Consider the following 24,385-nt stretch of genomic DNA (forward strand, 5'->3'; position numbering starts at 1 on the left):
ATGAACCGGACGGAGGCACCCATGGAGACCACGGACATACTTCAAACGATCCGCCAGCTTCAGCGCGACTTTCAATCGGTCGCGCCGGATAACCTGGCGGGTCTGTCGGCCCAGCTGGAAGACATGCGCAACTATTTCGACACGACCGCGCCGCGCGTCCGCTACGGCGCCATCGCCCATGCGCTGGACCCCGACGCCGAGATCGATCGCGAGCTGGAAACCACCGGCCAAGCCATCAGCCAGGCCTATCACGCGGTGCGGCGGGGACGCGCGCGGCGCGGCCAGGCGCCGGCCGCCGGCATCGCCGCCGTCTACGGCGCCGCGCGCGCGGCCTACGCGGCCGTGGTGCGCCTGCAGTGGGAAATCGGCGCCCACGACGTCGAGTTCATTCCCGGCACGGCCGGCCACGCGGCCCCGGCTTAAAAAGGCCCGGTTATTTAAGCCCTTGCGGAAACAAACAGGCCTGTGTATAATTCGGGCCTCAGACGCGGGGTGGAGCAGTCTGGCAGCTCGTCGGGCTCATAACCCGAAGGTCACAGGTTCAAATCCTGTCCCCGCAACCAGATTCAAAAAAGCCGTTGATTTTCCTAGGGGAATCAGCGGCTTTCGCTTTTCCGGGTGCACCACCTAGTGAGCCACCTGTGCAAATCAAAGCCCCACGCCTCTACCGCAACCGTTGCGGCGTCTACTACTTCCGCTTCAAGTCCGGCGGAAAAGAAAAGCGGATCAGCCTCCGCACCAAGTGTTCCAAAACTGCTAACATTCTCGCTCTGCAACTCAACCTTGATTTGGAGCGGAGGCGGGACATGGGCCCACCCAAACTGTCGGATTTCAACTTCGATATCGAGGCGCTGCGCCGCTACGAGATCGCGCTCAAAAACGGAACCACCATCCGTACCGACGGCTCCGCCGAGGAGCATGCTCGCGCCATGGAGATGGTGGCCCAGATCGAGCGGATCGGCATGATCGATCCCGAGGACTGTCCACAGCGCCGTCCAGCCAAGTCCAAGCCGATCACCTTGGCCGTTGACAAGTGGATCGCCAACTGCGCGGGCAAGAACGGCGAGCGCACCTTGGACGCGAAGGTCTATCACATCAAGGACTTCCTCGAACGCTCGTTCCCATTAGTCGAGTCGGTTGAGCGCTGGCTCGCCTTGCATGAGAAGGTCGAGTTCAACAAGAGCAAGGGGCTTCGACGGTTGGATGAGAACAAAGCCGCTGGCCGCCACGTCAGCTCTGACATCGAAGTCAACGTCATCGGCAAGCAAACGCTGGTCGAATACAAGGACGCTTTGCTCGCCATACCGCAGACCCCAAAGACTATCGACAACAAGCTCAACAGCCTGCACGACTTCTTCAAGTACATGATCGGCCACGGCCTGCACACCGCGCTCGAAACGAATCCGGTCGAGGGCATGTTCATCCAGACCAAGAAGTCGCGCAAGAAGATCACGAACCCGTATCAGCCATTCACGGCGGAGGCGCTCGCGATCCTGTTCGAGCCCGAAGCATACCGCACCGCGATGGACTCGCCGGACCTGTTCTGGGGACCGCTGCTACGCATCCACACCGGCATGCCGATCGGCGAGGCCACGCGAATCCGCTGCGTCGATGTCCATCAAGCTCCTGGCAGCGGCCTGCATTACATCCACGTCTACAAAAGCAAGACGCCCGGAGGCATCCGCAACGTCCCCATCAGCGACGCCCTGATCGAGCTGGGCTTCTTGGACTATGTCGGGGAGTGCCGAGCGGCCGGCGCGGACCGGCTGTTCCCGCACCGCACGCTCATCAACCACAGCTACTCCAAGGAGCTGTCGGCGGGGATGCTGGCATACCAGCGCGCGCGTCGCATCAAGGCGCCGCAGACGAGCGTCCACTCGTTCCGCATCAACGTCATCACGCAGATGCACAACAACGACTCGAACACCGCAAAGGTCATGAAGATCGTGGGGCACGACGACGGCGGCGGCCACACGGTGCATTGGGGGCTACGTCCGCGACCTTCCCGATTTGAAGCCCATCGTGGACAAGCTGGAATGACCGATAGACGTGCAGGCTTTGCGATACAACGGCCGGTTCGCCAGTTTTTGGCGAATCGGAACAACTGGGCGCCTGACAAATCCACGGGCAAAGCCACTGCCAAGAACGCCAAGCCCAAGAGAAGCAACCCCGTCGTTTAGGCCGCGCTGCCGGCACCATCCGCGAGCTGTTCCGCCGGCTCCGCCGCAGAAGGGGCTTCTGCGCCTCGCTCATCCAACACATCTTCCAGCCCGGCCTCTCGGAACACTTTGCGGATTGCCCGGCTAAGGCGTGGAATTGTGTCTGCGCGGCAAATGGCCCGACACGCTGTGGCGAAATGCTCCAAAGCGTCGGCGAAGTCCGCCACATAACCTCCGCGCCGAGAATACAAGACAACGTTCGCGCGCAAGAAATCGCGCAGATGCGGCCCCGACGTTGTCTTGATCGTATCCTCGTAGGAGGCGACGGTCGCGTCGCGCATGGCTTGGCTGTTCACACTTTCCCGATTGGCATTGTCTCCAATGCGAAGGCACGCCACCAAAAGAGATGGGAGCGGTTTGAGGCGCCTCTCGGCCTCCGCAAAGGCCGCCTCTATCTCGGGATGCAGCGGCTTGTTGTCATAGTTGTCTAGACGATGTTGGGGCGGCTCCTTCGCTTTGAAACCATCCAGCCAGCGCGCGACAATCGCCTCTCCCACGCTGGCTCCGCCCGGGACATCGGCCAACCTATCGTGAAGCGCCGTGGCGGCATAAGGGTCCAGCAGGTCGGCGCTTTCCGCCAGCTCCGCCGCAAGCGACAGAAGCTCCTCGTCCGTGACCGAGGGGTGCCACTGCTCCAACTCGAAAAATCGTCCGCATTTCTCGCGAAGCTCCATCACGTTCTTCTCGGCCACGTAGCGATCCAGTATGGCATCCACCCGGCCGGAATCCAGCAACCCCGATGTCAGGAAGTCGAGCAGCATGCGCTCGTAGTCGTCGCAATTGATAATCTTCAAGTCGTCCAACAACGCTCCCCACTTCCTCTCCTCTGGCGGGCGGGCTGGGGCATCTGCGAAAACGCTGCCCGGACGCCTCATCGCTTCCTCCATCTGGAAGTCTGAGGAATTGAATCCCATGACGAAATCGAAAGAAGGGCCGTTGTCCAAGCCGTGATGATGCATGGCGCACATGAGGACCGTCGAGGGGATTGTCCGGGCCAACACCTCGTCCGTCAAATTGTCGCGATCTCCAAGCACCTTGTTCACCGTTCGGATGATCTTTTGGATGATGCGAATGTTGGAAATTTTGCAGACCTCCACGGCGCCCTCGATGTGGGGCGCGTATATGGATGGCTCCTCCTCGATAGCTATTTTAAACGCCTCCTTCGGCGTCGTTGTCAACGCAATCTCGTGGTCGATCACTTTCTCGCGCAGCTTGTTCCACATGTCCTTGTCTTCGAGCTTGTCAGAATTCAGGATCAGTAAAATTCGAGAGCCGTAAACTTGGGTGAATTCGTCGATGAAACCCATCACCTCTTCGATGTTGAGGTCCATGTGCTTGCGTTCGATGTCGTCAATGACGATCACGCGTTTGCGCAGAATGGCCGGCACAGCCAACAATGCGATTTCGTCGATGGCGGCGAAGCCTGGGTGCAAGGTCTTCAAGAATTTGGACGATTCCCGCCAAGCGCTCGTGATGACTTCGCGCGCGACGTGGCCGGTCTTGCTGTTTGGCACCGCGCTTTGGACAATTTTCATTTTCAATTGCAGTATGTCCTTGACCCCAAACAACGACACGTAAAGAGCGTTCTTGATCGCGCCGTTGGTCGAATCCTTCTGCACCTCTCGCCACATGTGGCTTTTGCCCGATCCCCACTTGCCAGACAACGCGATCACGCCGTTGTCCCTGTCGTCAATCAACTGCTCAAAATTAGCCTTCGTGATTGCTAGCGACATTCTTGATCCTGTTCAGCTTTGCGTGGGCGACGACCTATTCTTTCACAAGCCTGTCCAGTGCAGCAAGACCAAAGTCTCTTAGTCCAAGGCCGTCAATGCCCTAGGCAGCCAGCGAGAAAGAAGCATTCGGCGATCCGGCTTAGATTTTGAACGTCGCGCTCATATTTAGGCGCCAGGAATTTTGGAAGAAGCTTGCTGAGTGAAAGCTTATAGGCATCATCAGATCCTTTGTCTCACCACTCCTCTCCATAGGAGAGGAGTGGCAGGCGAAGCTATTTTTGTGGCGGCTTTCAGCCTCTTGCATGTTTGTCTCCCGACGTTGTTGAAATGGAATACCATTATCCAAAAGACAAAACCATATTTCCACCGTCCAAGGCGCACATGGCAACGATACTGCAGGAGATTCAAAAATGGTCCGAGGAGCTGCCGGCTTGGCAGCAGCACGCCATCGCAAAGATATACGCACAAGGAGAACTGACGCAGCAAGATCACGACGACGTATATGCGCTGCTCAAAGCGGCCCATAAGATTGCCGACCCGGAGAACCGCGCGGCGAACAAGCTCGCGGCCGGCGAAGTCGCGGTCCAGCCAGCAGTCGGGCAGCACATCCAAATCGGGGCGATCAAAAACCTGAGCAATGTGAATGCGTTGGCGGGCGACCAGCGCCTCTCTCTCTCGGTGAAGGGGCTCACAGTCATCTATGGCGAGAACGGCTCGGGCAAGTCGGGATATTCCCGCGTCTTCAAGCATGCTTGTCGCGCTCGCGACCGGCGCGAGCCCATCCTGCCCAACGCCAACGAGGAGCCTGGAAAAGCCGGCCCTCCACAAGCGACCTTCGAACTGCACGTGGACGGCGTCGAGCACGAAGTCCAATGGCAATCGGGGCAAGTGTCCCCAGCGGAGTTGTCGTCCATCGCCATCTTCGATTCACATTGCGCTCGCGCCTACTTGGACAACCACGGCGATTTCGCCTACGTTCCCTACGGTTTGGATATCCTCAAAAAATTGGTGGATACCCTCGGGACGTTGAAGGCAATGGCTACCAAGGAGCACGGGCAGAACACGCCCGACTCGGCCCTGTTCGCCGAACTGGGCCAAACCAAGACCAAAGTGGGAACCTTGCTGTCCGCCCTCTCCGCCAAGACCAAGCCCGCTGATGTCGACGCCCTCGCGATGTGGTCGGAGGAGAAGAAAGCCGAGCACGCAAAGATTGTGGCCGCGCTTAGCGAAGCCGATCCCAAGCTTAAAGCTCAGACGCTCAGGAATCAAGCCACTCGATTCGAAGGCTTGGCCACCAGAATTGACACGGCAATCGCCCTAGTTGATGACACGCCCCTCGTCGTGCTGGTCGCGGCGGTCCACACCGCAAGCGTTGCGAAGGACGCGGCTGAGCTCGCAAGCAAGGCGTTCAGGGAGACGCCGGGCCAATTGCCAGGCACCGGCGAAGAGGCTTGGAAAAAGCTGTTCAAGGCGGCGCGGTCGTTCGCCGCCGAGTCGCATCCAGGCAAGAAATTTCCGCATCTTGGACCTGAGTCCGCGTGTCCATTGTGTCAAAACACTCTCGGCGCAGAAGGCGCCGAGCGGCTCGTCATGTTCGACGAGTTTGTCGAGCGTAAAACTGAGCAGGAGGCCAAGACGGCGAAGGATGCCGCCGATGTCGCCATCTCGGCCATCAAGCTCGCCAACTTGGACCTGTTGATCGACGAGATCTTGAACAATGAGATCGCCGCCCGGGATCAAGCGCTGGCCGAAGGCTGCGCCGGCATACAAAAATGGCTGACTGACCGGCGCTCTTCAATGTTGGCCGCGTGTCTGCCAGCCGGCGACTGGGCAAACTTGGTTCAGTTGATCGAGAGCCCTGCGCCCGCGCTCGTTCTTTTGAAGGACCAACTCATCGCCGAGGCGGACGCCTTGGAGGCGACGCTGGACGAGGCCGGACGCGCGAAGATGATTGCGGATCGCGATGAGCTTGATGCCTGCCGCCGCCTGTCCGAGTTGAAAGCGGCTGTAATGCTCGCCATCGAAAAGCATGTCCTGACTGGCAAGCTTAGTTCATGCATGACGGCGGCTGGCGGCACCACGCCAATCTCCAAGAAGGCAACGACGCTTTCTGACACGATGGCCACAAAGGAAGTCGTCGCCGCGCTCAACGCTGAATTGGAAAGCCTTAACGTCCATGAGTTGAAAGTGGTGATGAAGCCGGCCTCGGCCAAAGGCAAGGCTCAATTCAAACTTGCGCTGGAAATGCTGGGCAAGCGCGACGCCACCGAGATTCTCAGCGAAGGCGAGCAACGGGCCATCGCGATCGCATCCTTCTTGGCTGAAGTCGGCTTGGGCAAAGGATTGGGAGGCATGGTGTTCGACGACCCAGTGTCCTCGCTCGACCACTCACGACGCGAATATGTGGCGCGCCGCATCGCGAAGGAGGCGCTTTCCCGCCAAGTCATCGTCTTCACTCACGATTTGTTCTTCCTGAACGTATTGGTGCATGAAGCCCGCTCGCTGGACATGGAGCCGGCATGTCGTAGCCTGCGAAGAGCTCCTGCGGGCTATGGCGTTGCTGACGAATCCATGCCATTCGAGGGCGCTTCGACCAAGGACAGGGTCGGCATCTTGCGCGTGATGCTGGTTGCAGCAACGAAGCTGCACAAAGAGGGCGAAGACAAGGGATACAAGCGTGAGGCGCGCGACATATACGCTCACCTTCGCATGTCCTGGGAGCGCGCCGTTGAAGAGCTGTTGTTCAACAACGTGGTGCTGCGATTCCGCAAGGGCGTGGAGACGAACCGCCTCAGCAAGGTGACGGTCGCGCCGGCCGACGTTGAGACTATCATGAAGAACATGGGCAAGTGCTCCAACTACACCGGACATGACGGGGCAATCCAAGCCAATCTCGCCATCCCCCTTCCGCCGGAGATTGAGCAAGACATCAAGGTCTTGGATGATTGGCGCAAAGCCGCCTCGGACCGGCTCAATAAGAAAAAATAAACTTCACGATGTTGAATGACTTCCACCCCTTGACTGACCATGGAGACGCTATGCCGATGACCCGAAAATCCGCTGTGGACCCGATTTACACGATTGCACAATTGCTTTCTTATTTGCAGATCGAGGGGCACTTGGATGGCATTGAAGTTCGGCGGGACATCAGTCGAAGAGCTCATGCTCGCGCTTAGAACCGTCGGCAATCGACGGTGGCTCCAATAAGTCTACGTGCTCCACGGGCCGGCGGAGGCTGCGGACAAGTGATCGGCGACTACCTTATGGGAAACGAGGTGGCATCGCCGGAAGACTTGGGCTAGAGGCGGCAGCGAAGCAGCTCAGTTTCAATATGACGTTGCTAAAAAAACTTTGGCTCAGGAAGTAAATTTTGTTCTCGAGGACGACGACGCGAAAGGCTCGATCAGCACTGGCAGGCATTAAAGCCTAGTGGCCGTAACGCCCGGCCTCCTGTCCCCGCTGATAAATCGATGGGCGACTGTTGGCGAAATAATGGCTCGGTTATGAACCTGGCGTATGCTCGCCGGGCAAGCGCGCGCGTGCTATCGCCCCCATGCACTACTTGAAAACGATTATGAAAATCAAAATCGAAGCGGCAACGTTTGGCAATGACAACCCAACGCTGTATGGGACCGACGCCCAATTGGCGCTCTATTACGATGAGACGAACAATGTCAGAAAACTGCGCCTCACGGAAAATGGCTTGAATGTGGCAAAGCATGACAACTTCGTGCTTGGAGGGATCGTCCTGAAGCTAGGGCAATCAGTCGGAGACATCGCAGAGCTTAGAAAGCTCCTATGGATTCAAAAGACCGCCGAGGAAATCAAATTTGATTTGGTGGCAAAAGGCGACTTCGAAAAGGTGCTGGATTCGACCAAGTTGAACAAGGTGTTTGAATGGCTTGCGGCGCGCGGCATCGGCATCCACTACGTCAACGTCAATATCTTGAATTGGTTCATCTTGGATATCATCGAATCTTTGGTGGCCGATGACCGGTTCGAGGATTTTCTGCCTTTTCATCGCGAGATCAAGAACGAATTTCATCGAATGGCCATCGCCGATCTCCCAGCCTTCTTGGCGATGCTCAGAAGCTACGGCTTTCCCGACATCGACCGGAGCAAAACAAACGAGTTCATGACCGAGATACGAGCAGTCGCCCAAAGGCATTGGCCGCTCCGTCCGAATAACGCAACTAGGATGTTGAATGATCTATTGGGGCGCGCGCGATCGTTGCCCAAACTGGCCTTCTTGGTTGACGAGACCCCAAACGAACTCATTGACGGATTCAGTGGCTTTTTTCTCGACAGGATCTGCACGTTCAGAAACGCGCGGCATGTGCTGGACGAGGAGTATGAGATACAGGGTTCTATAGAAAAATTCCAGTTGATGAATGGAGACCGCGAAGTTGACTTCTCTTTCGTCGATTCGAAGTCGTCTGCCGAAGTCCAACTATCAGACATTGTCGTCGGCTTTTTGGGGAAATATTTTACGTTCATAGAGAAGACGCCCATGTCGGTGCTGCTCAGCAAGCGCAAGGCTCTCACTAAAACGCAAGCAAGCACCTTGAAATTGTTTGCGACTATGATCGACATTTCTGACGAGACCAGCAATGGGCTGCTTCACCGAATCACCACTCTGGACAGTGACTGGAAGAGCGACTCATTCCTATTAGGCCGAGCGCCGCCACCGCACCTTCTCGAAGACTGAATTGACGCGCCGCCAATAGAAGGCACGCCCAGCGAGATGTTCCGTTCGACGTCATCGACTAGAAGCCGAAATACTTCGAGCATCCTTAAACAATACGAGACCAATGGAAGGCCGACGCGATCATGAAATCAACTGAACTTCTCCGCCACTTGTCCAACAAAATGGGAACCGTCAGCGACACAGCGCTGGCTTCGATCCTCGGCATAAAGCCGCATGCGCTTCATCGTTGGCGCAGAGATGAAACATTGCTCACCGCGCTGCAGGTGGCCAATGCGATCAACAATGCACACAAGGCGGCGACAGTGCATGTTCACTCACATGCGATCAAGCCCATAGTCGAATTCTTTCCGATCGAAGCAGTGGCGGTCGGCCGCTCAGGAAATTATCTTCAAGTCTTCGACACCGGCGACGATTGCGGCAAACATTTGCAGGGCCTGTGCGAAATGCTTACAAATGCGAAGTCAGGGCTTTATATTTTTTACGATACCCGAGGCCGAGCGCTGTATGCAGGACAAACCAAGAAACAGAATATTTGGAAAGAAATGAATCTGGCCTTCAACCGGCATCGAAGCGGACAAATCATGACCTTGGTCCGCCACCCGACAAGGGATGTGAGTTTTAAATCCGCCCACATCAAGGTCCGCCAACCAACGGACACCATGTTGAAGCTTTACGATCTGGCAGCATATTTCAGCGCTTATGAAGTCTTGCCTGAAATGGTGGATGACTTGGAGGCTTTGCTGATCAGGGCATTCCCGAACGACATGTTGAATTACAAGATGGAGAAGTTCGCGAAAAGCGCGAGAAAGGCCGCCAAGACGAAGGCGGCCAATTTGAAAAAGAAAGCTGCCCGTTAAAGGCGCGTTGCGAAGATCGGACTTCCAGCACCTAGCCAACTTCCGGCGATGTTGTATTCGAAGAACTCGGCGGCGCCGTCCTTGTCCATGTCGTTCCGGCGCCGCAGTGCTTGAATGATCTTCCGGGTCATAGTCGACGCAGGCCTCGCCATCTCGCTCAGCTATGCCGATGATAGCGTCGTCGTGCCCATCCAAGAACATCAGCTCGTCGCCGCCAACGGCATCGGTGTAGCCTTGGCGAAGCCGCGCGCCATCGCGTGCCGGCCAGGCCTGCGGGGTGTCGGCCAAATTGGAATCCACTTTGGTTGCTCCCATGCCGCTCTGCTCTCGTTGTTGCGCTCTTCGGCGCATTCTTTGGCAGGCTGACGGCATTGCTCCTGCGCGCGTGCTGTAAGCACCGCCACTTCGCCCCTTCGATCTCGAAGATCAGTGCCGCGTCGGCCGAGGCCGAACTCCGCGTGCCGCCTTGATCGCGTCGAAATAGAATCCGTCCCAGTGGACAACGATGCGGCCGGGGGCCTTAAGGTAGAGATGGGTGCAGCGGGCGTCGATGGCCGTTACCGGATCGGGGAGCCCCATGTTCGCGGAGCTCACGTGGCCCTGCTCTCGAAACGATTTAACGAGGTCCTCAACGCTGCGCTCGTAAGTCGGTCGCCTGCAGGTCCGGTTGCCGATCTTGAATCTATCCTTCGCGATCACCACCTCCTTGCCGATCATGGCTTGGGCTTGGCGGTCGGACATCGCGGCGATGTCGGCCGAGCCGAGCACCTTGGCCAGCCGCCATGTCCCATAGATGTCGGCGTTCGCCTCGGCCGGCGCCGGCGGCTCGGCTGGCCAGGCGGACATTGGGGCGAGCAGGAGCGGCGCCAACGCGCACAGCGCGGCGCCTAGACGCACCTTTGAAAGCAATCCAGCGAGTCGCATGACGATCCCCTTTTTAATGGTTCTATGTGGCGGCGAAGCGCGCTACCTCGCCGTAGTCCGGAACGGCGCACTCTCCTCCGCGCGCCTTCCGATGAGCCCGCGCGCCACGACCTGCTTCGATCCCCTGCGCGTCTTGACTGTCATGTAAATCGTTCGGGAGATCGCCGCAGCCGCCTCCTTGAAGTCCCCGTCGTCGACGAGCGACAGGACGTTCTCGGAGCCTTTCCAACCCGCGTTGTAGACGAAACTAACCAGTGCGTCGAACTGATCTTGGCTCAACGCCTTGTTTGGCACCTTCCTGCGGACGGTCCTCTCCGCGTCCGCTACGTGCTCCGCGAAGGCCGCCTCGACTTCTGCTGGGCCGACCTCCCGCTTGAGCTCCTCGTCGGTGCAGGCGCCCCTGTGGCGAGCGTCCCGATGCCCCATGTGCAGTTTCCTCGGCCGGGCCTGCCGCCGTCGTCGTAATAATGGTATTTCGGGTCCTCGCGTGCCCGCATGCGCGCCCTGGCGGCGGCGCTCATGCGCAGCTTGCTGTTGTCGACCTTCTGCGCATTTAAGTCATCGTCGGGCATGGTTTCCTCGAGGCGGTTAGCGGGTGATTGAAATCGGCGCGGCCGCATTCCAGGGCGGCCACGCCAAACTTTACGTCCGCCAATCCGCGCCCGCCCTGACGCCGCGCAAGGGCGATCCGTTGAGCATCCTCAACGGAGGTTGACTCCGGCCGGCAAATAATCGCATGGCGCGCGGCACCGTCGCGCCTAACCAAAGGAAAAAACCATGGCGATCGACGTCTATCTGCGCATCGACGGCATCAAGGGCGAGTCGAACGACGACCGCCACAAGGATTGGATCGAGTGCAAGTCCGTCCGGTGGGAGCTGTCACAGCCCAAGTCGGCGACGGCATCAACCAGCGGCGGCCACACGGCCGAGCGGAGCGAGCACGGCGACATTGTGATATCCAAGCTCGCGGACCTGTCTTCGCCGCTACTGCTGCAAAACTGCTCGTCGGGCAAGACCATCGCGAGCGCGACGATTGAGTTTATGCGCGCCGACGCGATGGGCGAGCGGGTCAAGTATTTCGAGATTGCCTTGGAGAACGTGCTGATCGGCGGCGTGTCGCCTCGCGTGTGCGAGGGCGACATCCTCGGGGAGCATGTCGCTCTGAAATACTCGAAGATCAAGTGGCGCTACACGCGGCAGGACATTTCCGGCGGATCGGCCGGCAACACCGCCGGGGGCTGGGACTTGTCGACGAACAGGATCGCCTGAAGCTCCGAGGCACGTCTTTTGAACCCTCACCCGCCCGCTCGAAGCTGTGTTTCGCCTGACGGTCATCGCACATCTCATGCGTTCCTGGCACCTCTCCGTCCCGCAACCAGATTCAAATGCGGCAAGCCAACACCCTTCGCGCGGTGAGAATGTGCGTATTTGTCAACGATACATCTCTGTTAAGCTGCACCGGTTTCAAGCAACCATCACATCGACATGCAACGAGCCATCGTGGTCCTCGGGGTCCTCTGCGCGGCCTTGTTCGGCAGCGCCCTGCTGCTCTCCTATGCCAACCCGCGCCTGATCGAGTCGGCCATGCGGGAAGTGATCCGTATCCAGGTCGAGCGCGAGAGCACGGAGAAGGTTGACTCGTTGCTCAACTCGCGCCTGGTCGCGGCGGCGCAGCGCGCGCTGGGCGGCACCGACGCACAGGTGGCACAGGCCCGGGAACGGCTGCGCGCGGACGTCCCGGCCAAGGTCGCGGCGGTCGTCGCCGAGATGGTGCGCCCAGACTGCCCATGCCGCGCGCGCCTTGCCGACGCCGTCCAGGTTTTCGAGCGCCAGCGCCTGCACTCCCTGCTGCACACGCGGGAACGGCTGGCCGCGTTGATCGAGTCCACTTACTCGACAGTCGCGGCAAGCCTGCTGCGCGAGTTTCGCATCTTCACCGCCGCGAATGCCCTTGCGTTCGCCGCATTGGGGCTGATCGCCGCGTCCCGCCCTCGCGCCACGATGCAATTATTGCTTCCAGCGGTGGCGCTGACGGCGGCGGCGCTGGTCACTGGCGGCCTATATCTGCTCGGCCAGGACTGGCTCCGCACGATCGTCTTCAACGACTATGTCGGGCTGGCCTACTTCGCCTATCTGCTGGGGATGGCGCTGCTATTTGCCGACGTGCTGCTCAACCGCGCGCGCGTTGCCACGCGCGTTGTGAACCTGGTGTTGCATGCGCTGGGCTCGGCGACGTCAGCCGTGCCGTGTTGATTGCCGAAGCGGTAGAAAGCCGTTGATTCTTGCAAAGGAATCAACGGCTTTTTCATTGCCGTAGGCCCCGCACGACCGGCTATCGCACCGCCAGTCACGGCGTTTGATGATATCCTTTGCCCCTCCCAAGCCGGCCAGAAGCAACCCACACCAGGATCGACCAATGCACCTGCAAAAGCGCAACAACATCAAGATACTCGGCGACGGCGAAGCGACCATGGTGCTGGCCCACGGCTTCGGCTGCGACCAGAGCATGTGGCGCCACCTGGTGCCGGCGTTCCGCGACCAGTTCCGCATGGTGTTGTTCGACCTGGTCGGCAGCGGCGGCTCGGACCTGTCGGCCTACGACAAGGCCAAATACGGCACGCTGCAGGGCTACGCCGACGACCTCGTCGAGATCGTCGACCACTGCGGCAACGGGCCGGTGGTCTTCGTCGGCCACTCGGTCAGCTCGATGATCGGGCTGCTCGCCTCGAACGGCGCGCCGCACAAGTTCACCGCGCAGATCATGGTCGGCCCGTCGGCGTGCTACATCGACGACGCCGACTACCGCGGCGGCTTCTCGCGCGAGGACATCGACGACCTGCTCGACACGATGGCCGGCAATTACCTCGGCTGGTCCAGCACCATGGCCCCTGCCATCATGGGCGCGCCCGACCGGCCGGCGCTGGGCGAGGAGCTGACCAACAGCTTTTGCCGCACCGATCCCGACATCGCCAAGCACTTCGCCCGCGTCACGTTCCTGTCGGACCACCGCGCCGACCTGGCCAAGTCGACCATTCCGACCCTGATCCTGCAATGCAGCGACGACCTGATCGCCCCCAGGGAGGTTGGCGACTTCATTCATCGCGCCATTCCCGGCAGCGCGCTGGCGATGATCGAGAACACCGGCCACTGCCCGCACCTGAGCGCGCCCGCCGCCAGCATCGACGCCATGCGCGCCTTCCTGGCCGCGCCCCGCTGACGCCATGCGCGAGCGACGCAGCTCCGGCTGGGACCTGTGGGAGGATGCGCCGTGCGGCCTGCTGATCGCCGCCGCCGACGGCACGGTCATGCGAGTCAACGCCACCTTGTCGCGCTGGATCGGCTACGAGCCGTCCGAGCTGGTGGCCCATAAACGCTTGCCCGAACTCATGCCGATGGGCGCGCGCGTGTTCCTGCAAACCCACTGGACGCCGCTGCTGCAAATACAGGGATCGGTCTCCGAGGTCCAGCTCGACCTGCTGCACAAGGACGGGCGGCGCGTGCCGATGATGCTCAGCGCCATCCGGCGCGAACGCAACGGCGTGCTGCAGGATGAGATCGCGGTGCTGATGGCCAGCGACCGCAAGCTCTACGAGCGCGAGATCCTGGCCGCGCGCGCTAAGGCGGAAGCCGCCGCCAACGACCTGGAACTGGCGCAAAACCGGCTGCGGCAGGCCAACGAGGCCATGGCCGCCGAGGACCGCCGCAAGGACGAGTTTTTGGCGACCTTGGCGCACGAACTGCGCAACCCGCTGGCGCCGCTGTCGAACGTGATCGCCACGATGGAGCTGCGCGGCGCCGACGCGCCGCCGTCGGCGCGCGAGCTGGCGGTGCTGACGCGCCAGGTGACGCAGATGACCCGGCTGGTCGACGACCTGATGAACGTCTCGCGCATCAGCCAGGGCAAGATCGACCTGCGGCTGGAACCGGCCGACCTGGTGCAGGCGCTGCGCTTCGTGGCGGAGGAGGCGCTGTCGTCGATCCACGCGGCCGGCCAATCGTTGCGCGTCGACCTGCCGCCCTACCCGATCTGGGGCAACGTCGACCGGGCGCGGCTGACGCAGATCGTCGCCAATCTGCTCAACAACGCCAGCAAATACAGCCACTCGGGCGCGTACATCGACCTGGTGGCCAGGATAGTCGACGGCGGCGCGGTGATCGAGGTGACCGACGACGGCATGGGCATCCCCGCCGACCAGCTCGACAATATTTTCGACATGTTCTCGCAACTGACGCCGGCGCTGGACCGGGCCCAGGGCGGCTTGGGGATCGGCCTGTCGCTGGTCAAGGGGCTGGTCGCGCTGCATGGCGGCGAGGTCTCCGCCCGGAGCGCGGGCGTGGGACAGGGCAGCTGCTTCACCGTGCGCCTGCCGTTGATCGAAGCGCCGGCGGCCACGGTGGCCGTGGAACCCATCGCGCCGACCACGGCCGCCAGCCAGCCGGCGAGCGTGGTCATCGTCGACGACAATGTCGACGCGGCCGAAACGCTGGCGGCGGCAATGGAGATGCTGGGTTACCTGCCGGTGGTCGCCAACACGGGGCGCGACGCCTTGCGCGTGATCGGCCAGTCGCCGCCCGGCGCCGCCATCCTCGACATCGGCCTGCCGGACATGAACGGCTATGAGCTGGCGCGCAAAATCCGCGGCGAGCCGTGGGGAAGCGCCATCGTGCTGGTCGCGGCGACTGGCTGGGGCCAGGAATCGGACAAGCAGGCCGCCAGGGACGCCGGCTTCGACCTGCACTTCACCAAGCCGCTCGATTTCATGAAACTGGACCAGCAGCTGCGGCCGCTGATGACGGGCGCCTCCGCAGTTCGCTAACGCGAGCGGATTCCGATCACAGGGCGGACAGGCGCGGCGCAATCCGCCGGACACCGTCGGGCATCGGGCGCGCCAAAAACGAAATTTCATTACGCCACTTGGTCAATTTCATAATTGAAGTTAAACTGGTTTCAGGTCGATAATAAATTACAAAATAATAAATATGTATGGAGACACTGAAACAAAATGAAAGTCGTAGATTTCTATCGTTTACTAAACGCTCGCTATACGGACTCTCCGCCCTCCGCTAAAAGAAGGTCAGCCCGCCATTATCATCCGTTAAAATGTGGTAATGACTATTGGTCGCGCTAACCTCTTGTTCCGCAAAAGTGGAACACCACGTCCAATCGTGATTTAGGCGTCAAAACAACCCGAAACTGTGCATTGGTGTTACCCAGTGTTTAAATCCGCCCGGAACGTGGGCAGGGACGGGTTCGTTCGCAGACAATTGACGGGTATTTAAAATAATTCTGATAGTTACATTGTGATAGTTTCATACCCACTTTTCCTGATAGGATGCACAGCCATATCCTTGGGAATCGAAAAAAAACTCGTGCAAGCGGGTCCGCTTGGAGATGTCAACATTTTTTGGAGAATTAAATGCGTGATTTGTATAAAAACGAGGTTGCAGTAGTTTCCGGTGCTGGGGCGCTTTCTACAACACCTATCATTCTCGGCATCGAAGTCTCGCATGCGCCAATCGTGATTACTATTCCGATGCCGCCACCCATCTATGAGTTCCCGACAGTGCCGAGGACATAAAACCCGCTTCCGATCGCCTGTCAACTACCAGAGCAATTGCTGTCCCGGCGACACACGGCGAAACAGAAAAAATTTAGGTGTGAGGCCGGCTGGGGTCTTGTGCCGCAATATCGAGTTCAAGTAGTACGGGGCAGCGCTGTCCAGCTGCAAGAAGTAGTGAGGAGAGATATGGTTGAACTAACTTTTGACGAAATCAATGCCGTTTCCGGTGCATTATCTGTGAGCACCATTGGCGTTGGCGTGGTCGCCATCGGTGGTGCGGCTGCGACGTTAGGCTTCGTCCCAGTCGGCGCCGCTATTGCCATAGTTGGCGTTGGGTTAATCATCTACGGTTGAGCGACCCACACTATTTATTTTTTTCAATCCATTGAAAGATAAAAATTATGCAAGATCTGAGCTTCGAAGAAATTAACGCGGTCGCAGGTGGCGATGGCGACATTCCCATTCTGACGAAAACCGGGGACGTACTAGCAGGCTTGGCCGTACCAGCCCTTATCTTTGGGCCTGAGGCATCCGCAGCAATGCTGGCCACGGCCGGGTTGTTCTACATTAGTTCCGGCCTGTTCGGATAATTGCACCGGGAAATTGATAAGGGATAACCCTCATCCCCTCCGTCAAAGCAAGACGGGGGGGATTCCATCACGCCACTCCCTGTCACATTAAAGGAATATTATGGACAACCTCCGAGGACTAATTCCCATCATCGTCTGTGCCGTCATTGTCATGCTCCGCTGGCGCGCTACCACCGACGTCGACACCAAGATTTACAACATTAGGAAAAAACACTGGTATGCAATCTTCGAATTCATTCTGCTAGTAGCCGCCCTAGTGATAATCCTAAAAGCGCAGCAATAAAATTATTTTTACCACTAAGGCAATAGTCGACGAGTAGAGCCAGTTGGGGCATTCCAACATTTTTTAGGAGTTAAAATGCGTGATTTGCATGAGCAAGAAGTCGCAGTAATTTCCGGCGCAGAAGGAATTTCCTCGATATCAGCCATTGGCGGCCTCGAAATTCCACATACACCCGTCACGCCCATCCCAGTAAAGCCGCCATTCCATGGGCAGCCCATAATAGTACCGCCCGAGCCGCTATAAAAAGTTACGGACAATTGCTGACTACCAACCATTGGTGTATCCGGGTTTCTTTTGGTTAAAATTAGGGCATGTCTGGCCCCCTTATTACCGAAATTCAACCCGGGTAGAACAAACCTTTCTTAGGCACATGCCTTCCGCCTATCTTTATCTTGATGCTCCCAGTCGTGCCGGGATCAGTTTTTACCAGTATTGGCGCCTGAGTAAAGAATTTCGTTGACCGGAATGACCTGTAGCGGAAAGGCTGGGCTCAGATATTAACCAGGTTTTCATGCTTGCTTTTTCCTGTTGTGACAATGTGAGAGATTTTCATAAATATTTCCTGATAACATCCTCTATCAATATCAATTTGATAGTTGAAAATTTCAGGCCCTTCGCGCTTGCGTTGAGGGGCTATCGTTAATGTTTTCCATTAGAGAAAAATAAACAATCATCGAGACGCGGTCCATTACGCGGTGTGCTGATTTGTAGCATACACGCCGCTTATTGACCATATACATAGTATCGCCTTACGCGAACAGCTTTTCCCGAGCAAATCTTATGAGTGTCAAGCAGTTGTACCGGTCAGAGGCGCTGAACGCCCGCCAAGTCAAATGGCTCGGTGAAATCGTTCTGGTGCGCCCCATCACGTTTTCCTTCCTGTGCGCCGTGGCCGTGGCGCTCGCTTCCCTGATCATTGTTTTCCTCTTTTTCGGCTCGTACACCAAACGCGCCGCCGTCGCCGGACTGCTGCTTCCCGACCTGGGCCTGGTGAAAGTCTTCACCCCGCAGTTCGGCATCGTCGAGCGCAAGAACGTGGTCGAGGGACAAGCCGTCCAACGGGGCGACGTCTTGTACGTGCTGTCGAGCGAGCGTCAAAGCGGCGCCCAAGGGGGCATCCAGGCCTCCATCAGCAGGCAGGTCACGGTCCGCCGGCAATCCCTGCTCGACGAGTTGGACAAGACGCGCCGCCTGCAGCAGGACGAGCGCGCCGCGCTGGTCAAGAAGATCGACGGCCTGGTCTCGGAGCTGGCCAAGATCGACAGCCAGATCGAAGGCCAGTCCAGCCGCGTCAAACTGGCCGAGGACGCCGTGGTGCGCATGCGCGACCTGTCCGCGCAAAACTTCATCTCCAAGGAACAGCTGCAGCAAAAGCAGGCCGACCTGCTCGACCAGCGCGCACGGCTGCAAGCGCTCGAGCGTGACCACATCAACATCGGCCGCGACCTGACCAGTCAACGCGACGAGCTGACCAGCTTGCCGCTGCGGCACCAAAACCAGCTCGCGCAGATCGAGCGCGGTATCACCAGCCTCGGTCAGGAGTTGACCGAAAGCGAGGCCAAACGTCGGTTGGAAATCACCGCACCCGAAGCCGGCATCGCCACGGCGGTCGCGGCTGAAGTGGGCCAGATGATCGACGGCAGCAAGCCCCTGGTCAGCATCGTCCCCCGCGGCGCGACGTTGCAGGCCCAACTGTACGCGCCGAGCAAATCGATCGGTTTCATCAAGCCCGGCGACAAGGTGCTGCTGCGCTATCAAGCCTACCCGTATCAGAAGTTCGGCCAGTCGCAGGGCACGGTCGCCTTCGTCTCCAAGGTGGCCCTATCCGGTAACGAGCTGGCCAGCATGACCAACTCGGCCGGCAACGGCACCGTGGGCAGCGAACCCCTATACCGCATCACCGTCAACCTGGCCAGCCAAGCCGTGACGGCCTACGGCCAGCCGCAGATGCTGCAGGCTGGGATGTCGCTCGACGCCGACATCCTGCAAGAGCGGCGGCGGCTCTACGAGTGGGTGCTGGAACCGCTGTACAGCCTGACCGGCAAACTCTAACCAGAAAAAGATCGCATGTCCTTCCTCTCCGATATCAGCTTTGGCTTCGGCGCCAAGCTGCCCCTGATTCTGCAAACAGAGGCCACCGAATGCGGTCTGGCCTGCCTGGGCATGGTCGCCGGCTACCATGGCTACCGCACCGACCTGGCCAGCCTGCGGCGCCAGTTCCCGATCTCGCTCAAGGGGGCGACGCTGGCGCATCTGATCAAAATAGCCAACCGCATGGAGCTGGGCACGCGCCCGCTCAAGCTCGACATGGAAGATTTGGGGCGCTTAAAACTGCCCTGTGTGCTGCATTGGAATTTCAACCATTTCGTCGTGCTCAAGGAGGTCGGCGCCAAGTCCATCACCGTGCACGACCCGGCCTTCGGTACGCGCAAGCTGCCGCTCGACGTGGCGTCCAAATCCTTCACCGGCGTGGCGCTTGAACTGTGGCCGAACGCCAGTTTCAAGCCGCAGGAAAAAAAGCAAGCGGTGCGACTGCGCAGCCTGACCGGCCGCATCACCGGCCTGTCGCGCTCGTTCAGCCAGATCCTGCTGCTGGCCGTGTCGCTCGAGGTGTTCGCGCTGGTCAGCCCGTTCTTCCTGCAGTGGGTGTTGGACAACGTCATCGTCTCGGCCGACCGCGACCTGCTCACCACGCTCGCGCTCGGCTTCGGCCTGCTGATGCTCATGCAGCAGGCGGTGAGCGTGATCCGCTCGTGGGTGATCATGTACATGGGCACGACCCTGAACATCCAATGGCGCGCCAACGTGTTCACCCACCTGATCCGCCTGCCGATGCAGTATTTCGAAAAGCGCCACCTGGGCGACGTGGTGTCGCGCTTCGGCACCATCGATCAAATCCAGCATACGCTGACCACCTCGTTCCTGGAAGCGATCCTCGACGGCGTCATGGCGGTCGTCACGCTGGTGGTGATGTTCATCTACAGCGCGGTGCTCGGCTGGATCGCGGTCGGCGCCATGACCTTGTACGCCCTCTCCCGCTGGGCCTGGTATCGCCCGCTGCTCAACGCGACCGAGGAGCAAATCATCCACGCGGCCAAGCAACAGAGCCATTTCCTGGAAACGGTGCGCGGCGTCAAGGCGATCAAGCTGTTCCAACGCCAGGACGAGCGGCGCGCCACCTGGCTGACCTTGCTGGTCGACCAGATCAACGCCGACGTCCGCATGCAAAAGCTGCAACTGCTGTACCGGTTGCTCAACGGCGTGCTGTTTGGCATTGAAAACATCCTGATCATCTGGCTCGGCGCCAAGATGGTTTTGGACGGCAACTTCAGCGTTGGCGTGTTGATGGCCTTCAACGCCTACAAGGGGCAGTTCGATTCCCGCGTCGGCTCGCTGATCGACAAATTCATGGAAGTGAAGATGCTGCAGTTGCAGGGCGAGCGGCTGGCCGACATCGTGCTGACCGAACCGGAGGACGTCCACGGCACCCACGAGGCGCGCCCGGACGCCACGCTGGGGGCGGACATCGAGGTCCGCGCTCTGCGCTACCGCTACGCCGAACAGGAACCCTACGTCATCGATGGCATCAACCTCAACATCGCGGCCGGCGAATCGGTGGCCATCATCGGCCCCTCCGGCTGCGGCAAGACCACGCTGATGAATGTCTTGCTGGGCATCCTGCCGGCGACCGAAGGCGAGGTGTCGATCGGCGGCGCCAATCTCAAACAAGTGGGCATCGACGCCCTGAGGGGGATGGTCGGCACCGTGCTGCAAGACGACGTGCTGTTTGCCGGTTCCATCGCCGACAACATCAGCTTCTTCGATTCGCAGGCCGACCAGCCATGGGTGGAGGAATGCGCGCGGCTGGCGGCCATCGCGCCGGAGATCGCCGCCATGCCGATGGGCTACGGCACGCTCGTGGGCGACATGGGCACCGTGTTGTCGGGTGGGCAAAAACAGCGGGTGCTGCTGGCGCGCGCCCTCTACAAGCGGCCCCGCATTCTGTTCCTCGACGAGGCCACCAGCCATCTGGACATCGCCAAGGAATACGAGGTCAACGCGGCCGTCAAGGCGCTCGACATCACCCGCATCATCATCGCGCACCGCCCGGAAACGATCGCCACCGCCAGCCGCGTGATCGTACTGACGGGCGGAAAAGTCGTGCACGACTCGGCCATCGCCGTCGCGCAGGTTGAAACCGAGCAAAAGGTTGCATAGCGCGGCCTTGCAAGACGGGACAGCGCTGATCAGCTGTGGTAGCAAAAGTAGCCATTGGAAAATTTATGACTGAAATGTCACATGACGAGATCAACGCTGTCGCGGGCGGCATCGACCCATCGACCGCTGTGGCCGTTGGCGTGGCCGCGGGCGCGGCGGGCGCGATAGCGGGCGCCATGTACGGGTACTACGGTTAAACGTTCCAAAAAGTTGGCGGGCCTGATGGCAGGAATGTGATGTGACCACCAGGCTTGGCCAACACCAAAGGCCATTAGACAGACATATCAGCGATAGGAAACACATGCTTAACATCGGCGACTTCAAGGAAAATCTGGTTGGATACGATTGCTACCGGCTGCTCAACACCAACACCATCTGGATGAATGAGGCCGAGGCCGACAACATCGAGAAGGTATTGAATTCCTCCCTGTCGCCAGAAAGTTTCGCAAATTTTTTTTCCTACGTCCCCCAAAAAAACCGATGTTTCGATGCCGCGTCCCTCGACCTGCGCGATCACCGCGTCTACGAGGCGGAACGGTACGGCGGCGGCGGCGTCGGCGATAACGGCGGAGGCGGCCGCGTCGGCAACTACGCCAACTTCCAGGTGAAGGGGGCCGGACCGAATCCGGTGACGAACAGCAGCACCACATGGTATTCGTACGGCTCGTTAAATTTAGTGGACGCGGCCTACGAGGCGATCTTCTCGACGATATTGAACGATCTGCTGCCGCTGGGCTGCGCGAAGATCTACGGAATTATTTTTACCTCCAAAACCGGCGCGTTCCACTCGGTGAACGGTGCCGCGCAAGATGCGCAATTAACGCCGGCCAGCGGCGCCCTGCTGGTGCGGGAGCCGACCTTACGACCCGCCCATTTCATGAGAGCGGATGTTTTCACGCCGGCGAAATCGAGCAACTTAATGAGGGACAGTAACAGGGTGCGCATCGTCAACAAACGCCTCAGGGAAAAATTCGCCGGCGACAACGACTTTATCCGCTATCTCGGAAAATTCCTCTTATCGTCGGCAAAACAAATGTCTTTCGCCCTGGCCGCGAGGATCACGCACGGCGCGCTGACGGCGTCCAACATGTGCCTGGACGGCCGTTGGATCGATTTGACCGAAGCCCGGTTCCTCAGTGGCGGAAAAAATTTCACCGGGCTCAATGCGTTCTACGACGATCCGAAAATTCCCGCTTACGTGCTGTCCGAGCTGGCGTATATCTTCGGGAAGAGCAATGTCGTAAATTTCAACCTCGCACCATTGATGGCCTACTACCAGCGTGTTTTCGATAGCTGCTTCGCCTATTATGGGCTCGGCATCCTGGGCCTGCCCTCCGCCGAATTGACGGAGATCGCCGAGGGCGACGACGGCAAGCTGGTCGCCCGCGCTTTTTTTTCCGTCATCACCAGACACAAAAAATCCCTGTCCGACGTCGACGATGTCCCCGATCCGGAAGATCCGGTCATCGATTTCATGCGATCGCTGTATCGCTCTTTACCCAACGACGGCGCCGGCGCGAGCGCTCTGGAAGCGGCGCTGTCGCCCTCAGATCTGGATGCGGGCGCGGTCGCCGCCGCCTTCGAGCGCGTCTTCCTCAAGTCCATTGCAGCATCGGACGGAAACGGCGCGGCGGCGACCAGGAGCAAGCGCATCGCCTGCGCCATCAAGGCACTGAGATGGGCCTATTTGTCATCCTTCTTTTATAAAAAGCGCTTGATATCCCATCTGTATTATTTGTCGCACCAGGAAGCGCCGGCCCGCGTCGGCGAGTTTATCGCCGAGTGCATCGGCTATGCCAAATGGATCTTCTCGACGGCGACCAGCGGCAGTGTCCCGCTACTCGAAACCGCCGCCGTTCGCGTCAGCTTTGAAGAATCACAGCACATCTATGTCGTCGCGGCGGATGAGCGTCGTGAATTTTCCCGCTACGCCGATTGTCTCGAATTCATGGCGAACCGGTATCCGGGTGCGAGCATGAGCGGGAACTTCGACCCGTCATTCTATTTGAATGGCATCCACCAGGTTCTGACCGGACTTGAGAGCGATGCATAACGCCGCTGAAGCAGCGTAAGCAATCGCCAATAGCGCTAAATCGTCACAATAAAAATACCGATATCAAGGGGACTGGACGCAATGATCGATCCGAATGTGCTATTCGTTAGCTATGAATTTGGCCCGCAGGTTTCCGGCGGCGTAGCCCGGGTTATCAATGGGCTCAGCGGAGCTTTGCTGGGAAAGCTGAAATTCGATGTCTTCCTGCTGCAGTGGCGGCTGGCACTCGACGACTTCTCGGGTGACCTGTTCCGGTCCGGACTTCACCAAGAGTCGTATCACACCCATTACATCGAGACGATCCGGAAGCTGATCCAAACGCGCGGCTATAACGTCGTTCACATCATGCACTCCGGAGAGCATACCTACGCGCTCGTCAAGGCACTCAACGAATGCGGCGCCGATGTGAAAATCGTCTTCAGCTCTCACTCCATCGCCAAACACGAACAGTTGATCAGGAATAGCTCGGATCGCGACCTGTTCCACGAGGACTATTTACTTAAAAACAGCCACCACATCCATCTGCTAAGCGAAACGGCAAAAAGCTGGCTGCTAAATGCCTATCCGGAGCTGGCGCCGATGGCCGACTTCCACATCATCCCGAACGCGATCAATTGCCGGGCCACCGAGCATATGGAAAAACTTGAAAAGCCGGAAAAAATCGTCTTGTGCATGTCCAGATGGAGCCATGGCAAAGGCATCGAATATCTACTGGATGCCATCCCCCACGTCGTGCGCGAACTGCCTGACGCAAAGTTCATCATCGCCGGCAGAAAAGAAAGCAGCTGGGAGAATGACGTTTTAACCTATGTGAAAAAAATAGACGCAAAAATAGAAAAACTGAGCGCTTTTATCGAGGTGCTGGGATGGATCACGGACGCCGAGAAAGACCTGCTCTTTGCCAAGGCGAGTGTGGTGGTGATGCCTAGCGAAATAGAATATTTTCCATATTCTGTACTGGAACCGGCGGCGGAAAAAGTTGCGCTCGTCTCCAGTCGTATCGCCGGCGCGCAAGAGATTCTGGTCGAAAACCGGGATTGCCTGATGTATGAGACCACGGATGCTGTGGAACTTGCCGGCAAAATCATCCAATTGCTCCGTGATCCGGCGATGGCTGATGCGCTTGCCGAGCACGCCTTCGAGAACGTCTCCTTGCGGTATACGTGGAACCGGGTAAGCGATATCTATTGCAATTTGTACACCCACGTAGTCACCAATAAAGAGCTAGTCGAGGCGTAG

Annotated in this window: 20 protein-coding genes and 1 tRNA gene; 18 read left to right on the top strand and 3 right to left on the bottom strand. The window is 58.8% G+C overall.

Annotation, left to right across the window (positions count from 1 at the left end):
• Window positions 1-21: 21 nt before the first annotated feature.
• The 3 genes from JOD97_RS08315 (at window position 22) to JOD97_RS33240 (ending at window position 2,180) form a co-directional block, all read left to right on the top strand.
• Window positions 22-423 (top strand): hypothetical protein, encoded by a 402-nt coding sequence (locus tag JOD97_RS08315; protein WP_209715141.1) that lies wholly within the window; start codon window positions 22-24, stop codon window positions 421-423.
• 63 nt (window positions 424-486) lie between these two features.
• Window positions 487-563: transfer RNA gene (locus tag JOD97_RS08320), tRNA-Met, on the top strand.
• A gap of 78 nt (window positions 564-641) precedes the next feature.
• A complete protein-coding gene (locus tag JOD97_RS33240; protein ID WP_209715144.1) occupies window positions 642-2,180 on the top strand; it encodes a tyrosine-type recombinase/integrase in 1,539 nt (512 codons plus the stop codon).
• Here JOD97_RS33240 and JOD97_RS08330 read toward each other — a convergent pair.
• Window positions 2,177-3,952, bottom strand: a complete 1,776-nt coding sequence (locus JOD97_RS08330) for a hypothetical protein (RefSeq protein ID WP_209715147.1) — start codon at window positions 3,950-3,952, stop codon at window positions 2,177-2,179. The two genes, JOD97_RS33240 and JOD97_RS08330, sit on opposite strands and share 4 nt — an antisense overlap.
• Window positions 3,953-4,333: 381 nt before the next feature.
• On the opposite strand from JOD97_RS08330, the gene JOD97_RS08335 reads away from it, so the two are divergent.
• The 3 genes from JOD97_RS08335 to JOD97_RS08345 all read left to right on the top strand — a co-directional run bounded on the left by JOD97_RS08335 (window position 4,334) and on the right by JOD97_RS08345 (window position 9,517).
• Window positions 4,334-6,940, top strand: coding sequence for an AAA family ATPase (locus JOD97_RS08335; protein ID WP_209715150.1), 2,607 nt, complete (start codon window positions 4,334-4,336; stop codon window positions 6,938-6,940).
• Window positions 6,941-7,526: 586 nt separating this feature from the next.
• Complete coding sequence (locus JOD97_RS08340) at window positions 7,527-8,660, top strand: DUF3800 domain-containing protein (RefSeq protein ID WP_209715153.1); 1,134 nt, start codon at window positions 7,527-7,529, stop codon at window positions 8,658-8,660.
• Between the two features lie 122 nt (window positions 8,661-8,782).
• Window positions 8,783-9,517 (top strand): GIY-YIG nuclease family protein, encoded by a 735-nt coding sequence (locus tag JOD97_RS08345; RefSeq protein WP_209715156.1) that lies wholly within the window; start codon window positions 8,783-8,785, stop codon window positions 9,515-9,517.
• 426 nt (window positions 9,518-9,943) lie between these two features.
• Here JOD97_RS08345 and JOD97_RS08350 read toward each other — a convergent pair whose 3' ends face one another.
• Together JOD97_RS08350 and JOD97_RS08355 are read right to left on the bottom strand one after the other, a co-directional pair.
• The gene (locus JOD97_RS08350) at window positions 9,944-10,441 is read right to left on the bottom strand and encodes a hypothetical protein (protein ID WP_209715159.1); all 498 of its coding nucleotides are present in this window, start codon (window positions 10,439-10,441) and stop codon (window positions 9,944-9,946) included.
• Between the two features lie 42 nt (window positions 10,442-10,483).
• A complete protein-coding gene (locus JOD97_RS08355; protein WP_209715162.1) occupies window positions 10,484-10,867 on the bottom strand; it encodes a glycoside hydrolase family protein in 384 nt (127 codons plus the stop codon).
• A gap of 351 nt (window positions 10,868-11,218) precedes the next feature.
• Here JOD97_RS08355 and JOD97_RS08360 point away from each other — a divergent pair, with 351 nt between their 5' ends.
• From JOD97_RS08360 to JOD97_RS08410, 12 genes are all read left to right on the top strand, one after another.
• On the top strand, window positions 11,219-11,710 hold the full coding sequence (locus JOD97_RS08360) for a type VI secretion system tube protein Hcp (protein WP_209715165.1): 492 nt from the start codon (window positions 11,219-11,221) through the stop codon (window positions 11,708-11,710).
• A 216-nt stretch (window positions 11,711-11,926) separates the two neighbouring features.
• Window positions 11,927-12,694 carry a hypothetical protein gene (locus JOD97_RS08365; RefSeq protein ID WP_209715168.1) on the top strand — a complete coding sequence of 256 codons (768 nt, stop codon included), beginning with the start codon at window positions 11,927-11,929 and terminating at the stop codon, window positions 12,692-12,694.
• A 163-nt stretch (window positions 12,695-12,857) separates the two neighbouring features.
• Window positions 12,858-13,658, top strand: a complete 801-nt coding sequence (locus tag JOD97_RS08370; RefSeq protein WP_209715170.1) for an alpha/beta fold hydrolase — start codon at window positions 12,858-12,860, stop codon at window positions 13,656-13,658.
• A gap of 4 nt (window positions 13,659-13,662) precedes the next feature.
• Window positions 13,663-15,258 carry an ATP-binding protein gene (locus JOD97_RS08375; protein WP_209715173.1) on the top strand — a complete coding sequence of 532 codons (1,596 nt, stop codon included), beginning with the start codon at window positions 13,663-13,665 and terminating at the stop codon, window positions 15,256-15,258.
• 600 nt (window positions 15,259-15,858) lie between these two features.
• Entirely contained in the window at window positions 15,859-16,020 is a 162-nt protein-coding gene (locus JOD97_RS08380) for a hypothetical protein (RefSeq protein ID WP_209715176.1), read from the top strand.
• A gap of 168 nt (window positions 16,021-16,188) precedes the next feature.
• A complete protein-coding gene (locus JOD97_RS08385; RefSeq protein WP_209715178.1) occupies window positions 16,189-16,356 on the top strand; it encodes a hypothetical protein in 168 nt (55 codons plus the stop codon).
• Window positions 16,357-16,403: 47 nt separating this feature from the next.
• Entirely contained in the window at window positions 16,404-16,592 is a 189-nt protein-coding gene (locus JOD97_RS08390) for a hypothetical protein (protein ID WP_209715181.1), read from the top strand.
• Window positions 16,593-17,655: 1,063 nt separating this feature from the next.
• Window positions 17,656-18,927 carry an HlyD family secretion protein gene (locus JOD97_RS08395; protein ID WP_209715183.1) on the top strand — a complete coding sequence of 424 codons (1,272 nt, stop codon included), beginning with the start codon at window positions 17,656-17,658 and terminating at the stop codon, window positions 18,925-18,927.
• 15 nt (window positions 18,928-18,942) lie between these two features.
• Complete coding sequence (locus JOD97_RS08400; protein WP_209715186.1) at window positions 18,943-21,093, top strand: peptidase domain-containing ABC transporter; 2,151 nt, start codon at window positions 18,943-18,945, stop codon at window positions 21,091-21,093.
• 65 nt (window positions 21,094-21,158) lie between these two features.
• Window positions 21,159-21,290 carry a hypothetical protein gene (locus JOD97_RS32980; RefSeq protein ID WP_255585136.1) on the top strand — a complete coding sequence of 44 codons (132 nt, stop codon included), beginning with the start codon at window positions 21,159-21,161 and terminating at the stop codon, window positions 21,288-21,290.
• Between the two features lie 104 nt (window positions 21,291-21,394).
• On the top strand, window positions 21,395-23,146 hold the full coding sequence (locus JOD97_RS08405; RefSeq protein WP_209715189.1) for a hypothetical protein: 1,752 nt from the start codon (window positions 21,395-21,397) through the stop codon (window positions 23,144-23,146).
• A gap of 81 nt (window positions 23,147-23,227) precedes the next feature.
• Window positions 23,228-24,385: a glycosyltransferase family 4 protein gene (locus JOD97_RS08410; RefSeq protein WP_209715192.1), complete on the top strand. Its 1,158-nt coding sequence runs from the start codon at window positions 23,228-23,230 to the stop codon at window positions 24,383-24,385.

The sequence above is a fragment of the Duganella sp. 1411 genome, from assembly GCF_017833525.1.
In the GTDB taxonomy this organism is placed as follows: domain Bacteria; phylum Pseudomonadota; class Gammaproteobacteria; order Burkholderiales; family Burkholderiaceae_D; genus Rugamonas.

What these genes read in the sequence shown, in the direction of transcription:
- JOD97_RS08315 (WP_209715141.1), top strand. Translation starts at nt 22, where the DNA reads ATGGAGACCACGGACATACTTCAAACGATCCGCCAGCTTCAGCGCGAC.
- JOD97_RS08410 (WP_209715192.1), top strand. Translation starts at nt 23,228, where the DNA reads ATGATCGATCCGAATGTGCTATTCGTTAGCTATGAATTTGGCCCGCAG.
- JOD97_RS08350 (WP_209715159.1), bottom strand. Translation starts at nt 10,441, where the DNA reads ATGCGACTCGCTGGATTGCTTTCAAAGGTGCGTCTAGGCGCCGCGCTG.
- JOD97_RS08345 (WP_209715156.1), top strand. Translation starts at nt 8,783, where the DNA reads ATGAAATCAACTGAACTTCTCCGCCACTTGTCCAACAAAATGGGAACC.
- JOD97_RS08340 (WP_209715153.1), top strand. Translation starts at nt 7,527, where the DNA reads ATGAAAATCAAAATCGAAGCGGCAACGTTTGGCAATGACAACCCAACG.
- JOD97_RS08335 (WP_209715150.1), top strand. Translation starts at nt 4,334, where the DNA reads ATGGCAACGATACTGCAGGAGATTCAAAAATGGTCCGAGGAGCTGCCG.
- JOD97_RS08380 (WP_209715176.1), top strand. Translation starts at nt 15,859, where the DNA reads ATGCGTGATTTGTATAAAAACGAGGTTGCAGTAGTTTCCGGTGCTGGG.
- JOD97_RS08400 (WP_209715186.1), top strand. Translation starts at nt 18,943, where the DNA reads ATGTCCTTCCTCTCCGATATCAGCTTTGGCTTCGGCGCCAAGCTGCCC.
- JOD97_RS08360 (WP_209715165.1), top strand. Translation starts at nt 11,219, where the DNA reads ATGGCGATCGACGTCTATCTGCGCATCGACGGCATCAAGGGCGAGTCG.
- JOD97_RS08385 (WP_209715178.1), top strand. Translation starts at nt 16,189, where the DNA reads ATGGTTGAACTAACTTTTGACGAAATCAATGCCGTTTCCGGTGCATTA.
- JOD97_RS08355 (WP_209715162.1), bottom strand. Translation starts at nt 10,867, where the DNA reads ATGGGGCATCGGGACGCTCGCCACAGGGGCGCCTGCACCGACGAGGAG.
- JOD97_RS08370 (WP_209715170.1), top strand. Translation starts at nt 12,858, where the DNA reads ATGCACCTGCAAAAGCGCAACAACATCAAGATACTCGGCGACGGCGAA.
- JOD97_RS08330 (WP_209715147.1), bottom strand. Translation starts at nt 3,952, where the DNA reads ATGTCGCTAGCAATCACGAAGGCTAATTTTGAGCAGTTGATTGACGAC.
- JOD97_RS08395 (WP_209715183.1), top strand. Translation starts at nt 17,656, where the DNA reads ATGAGTGTCAAGCAGTTGTACCGGTCAGAGGCGCTGAACGCCCGCCAA.
- JOD97_RS08365 (WP_209715168.1), top strand. Translation starts at nt 11,927, where the DNA reads ATGCAACGAGCCATCGTGGTCCTCGGGGTCCTCTGCGCGGCCTTGTTC.
- JOD97_RS08375 (WP_209715173.1), top strand. Translation starts at nt 13,663, where the DNA reads ATGCGCGAGCGACGCAGCTCCGGCTGGGACCTGTGGGAGGATGCGCCG.
- JOD97_RS32980 (WP_255585136.1), top strand. Translation starts at nt 21,159, where the DNA reads ATGACTGAAATGTCACATGACGAGATCAACGCTGTCGCGGGCGGCATC.
- JOD97_RS08390 (WP_209715181.1), top strand. Translation starts at nt 16,404, where the DNA reads ATGCAAGATCTGAGCTTCGAAGAAATTAACGCGGTCGCAGGTGGCGAT.
- JOD97_RS08405 (WP_209715189.1), top strand. Translation starts at nt 21,395, where the DNA reads ATGCTTAACATCGGCGACTTCAAGGAAAATCTGGTTGGATACGATTGC.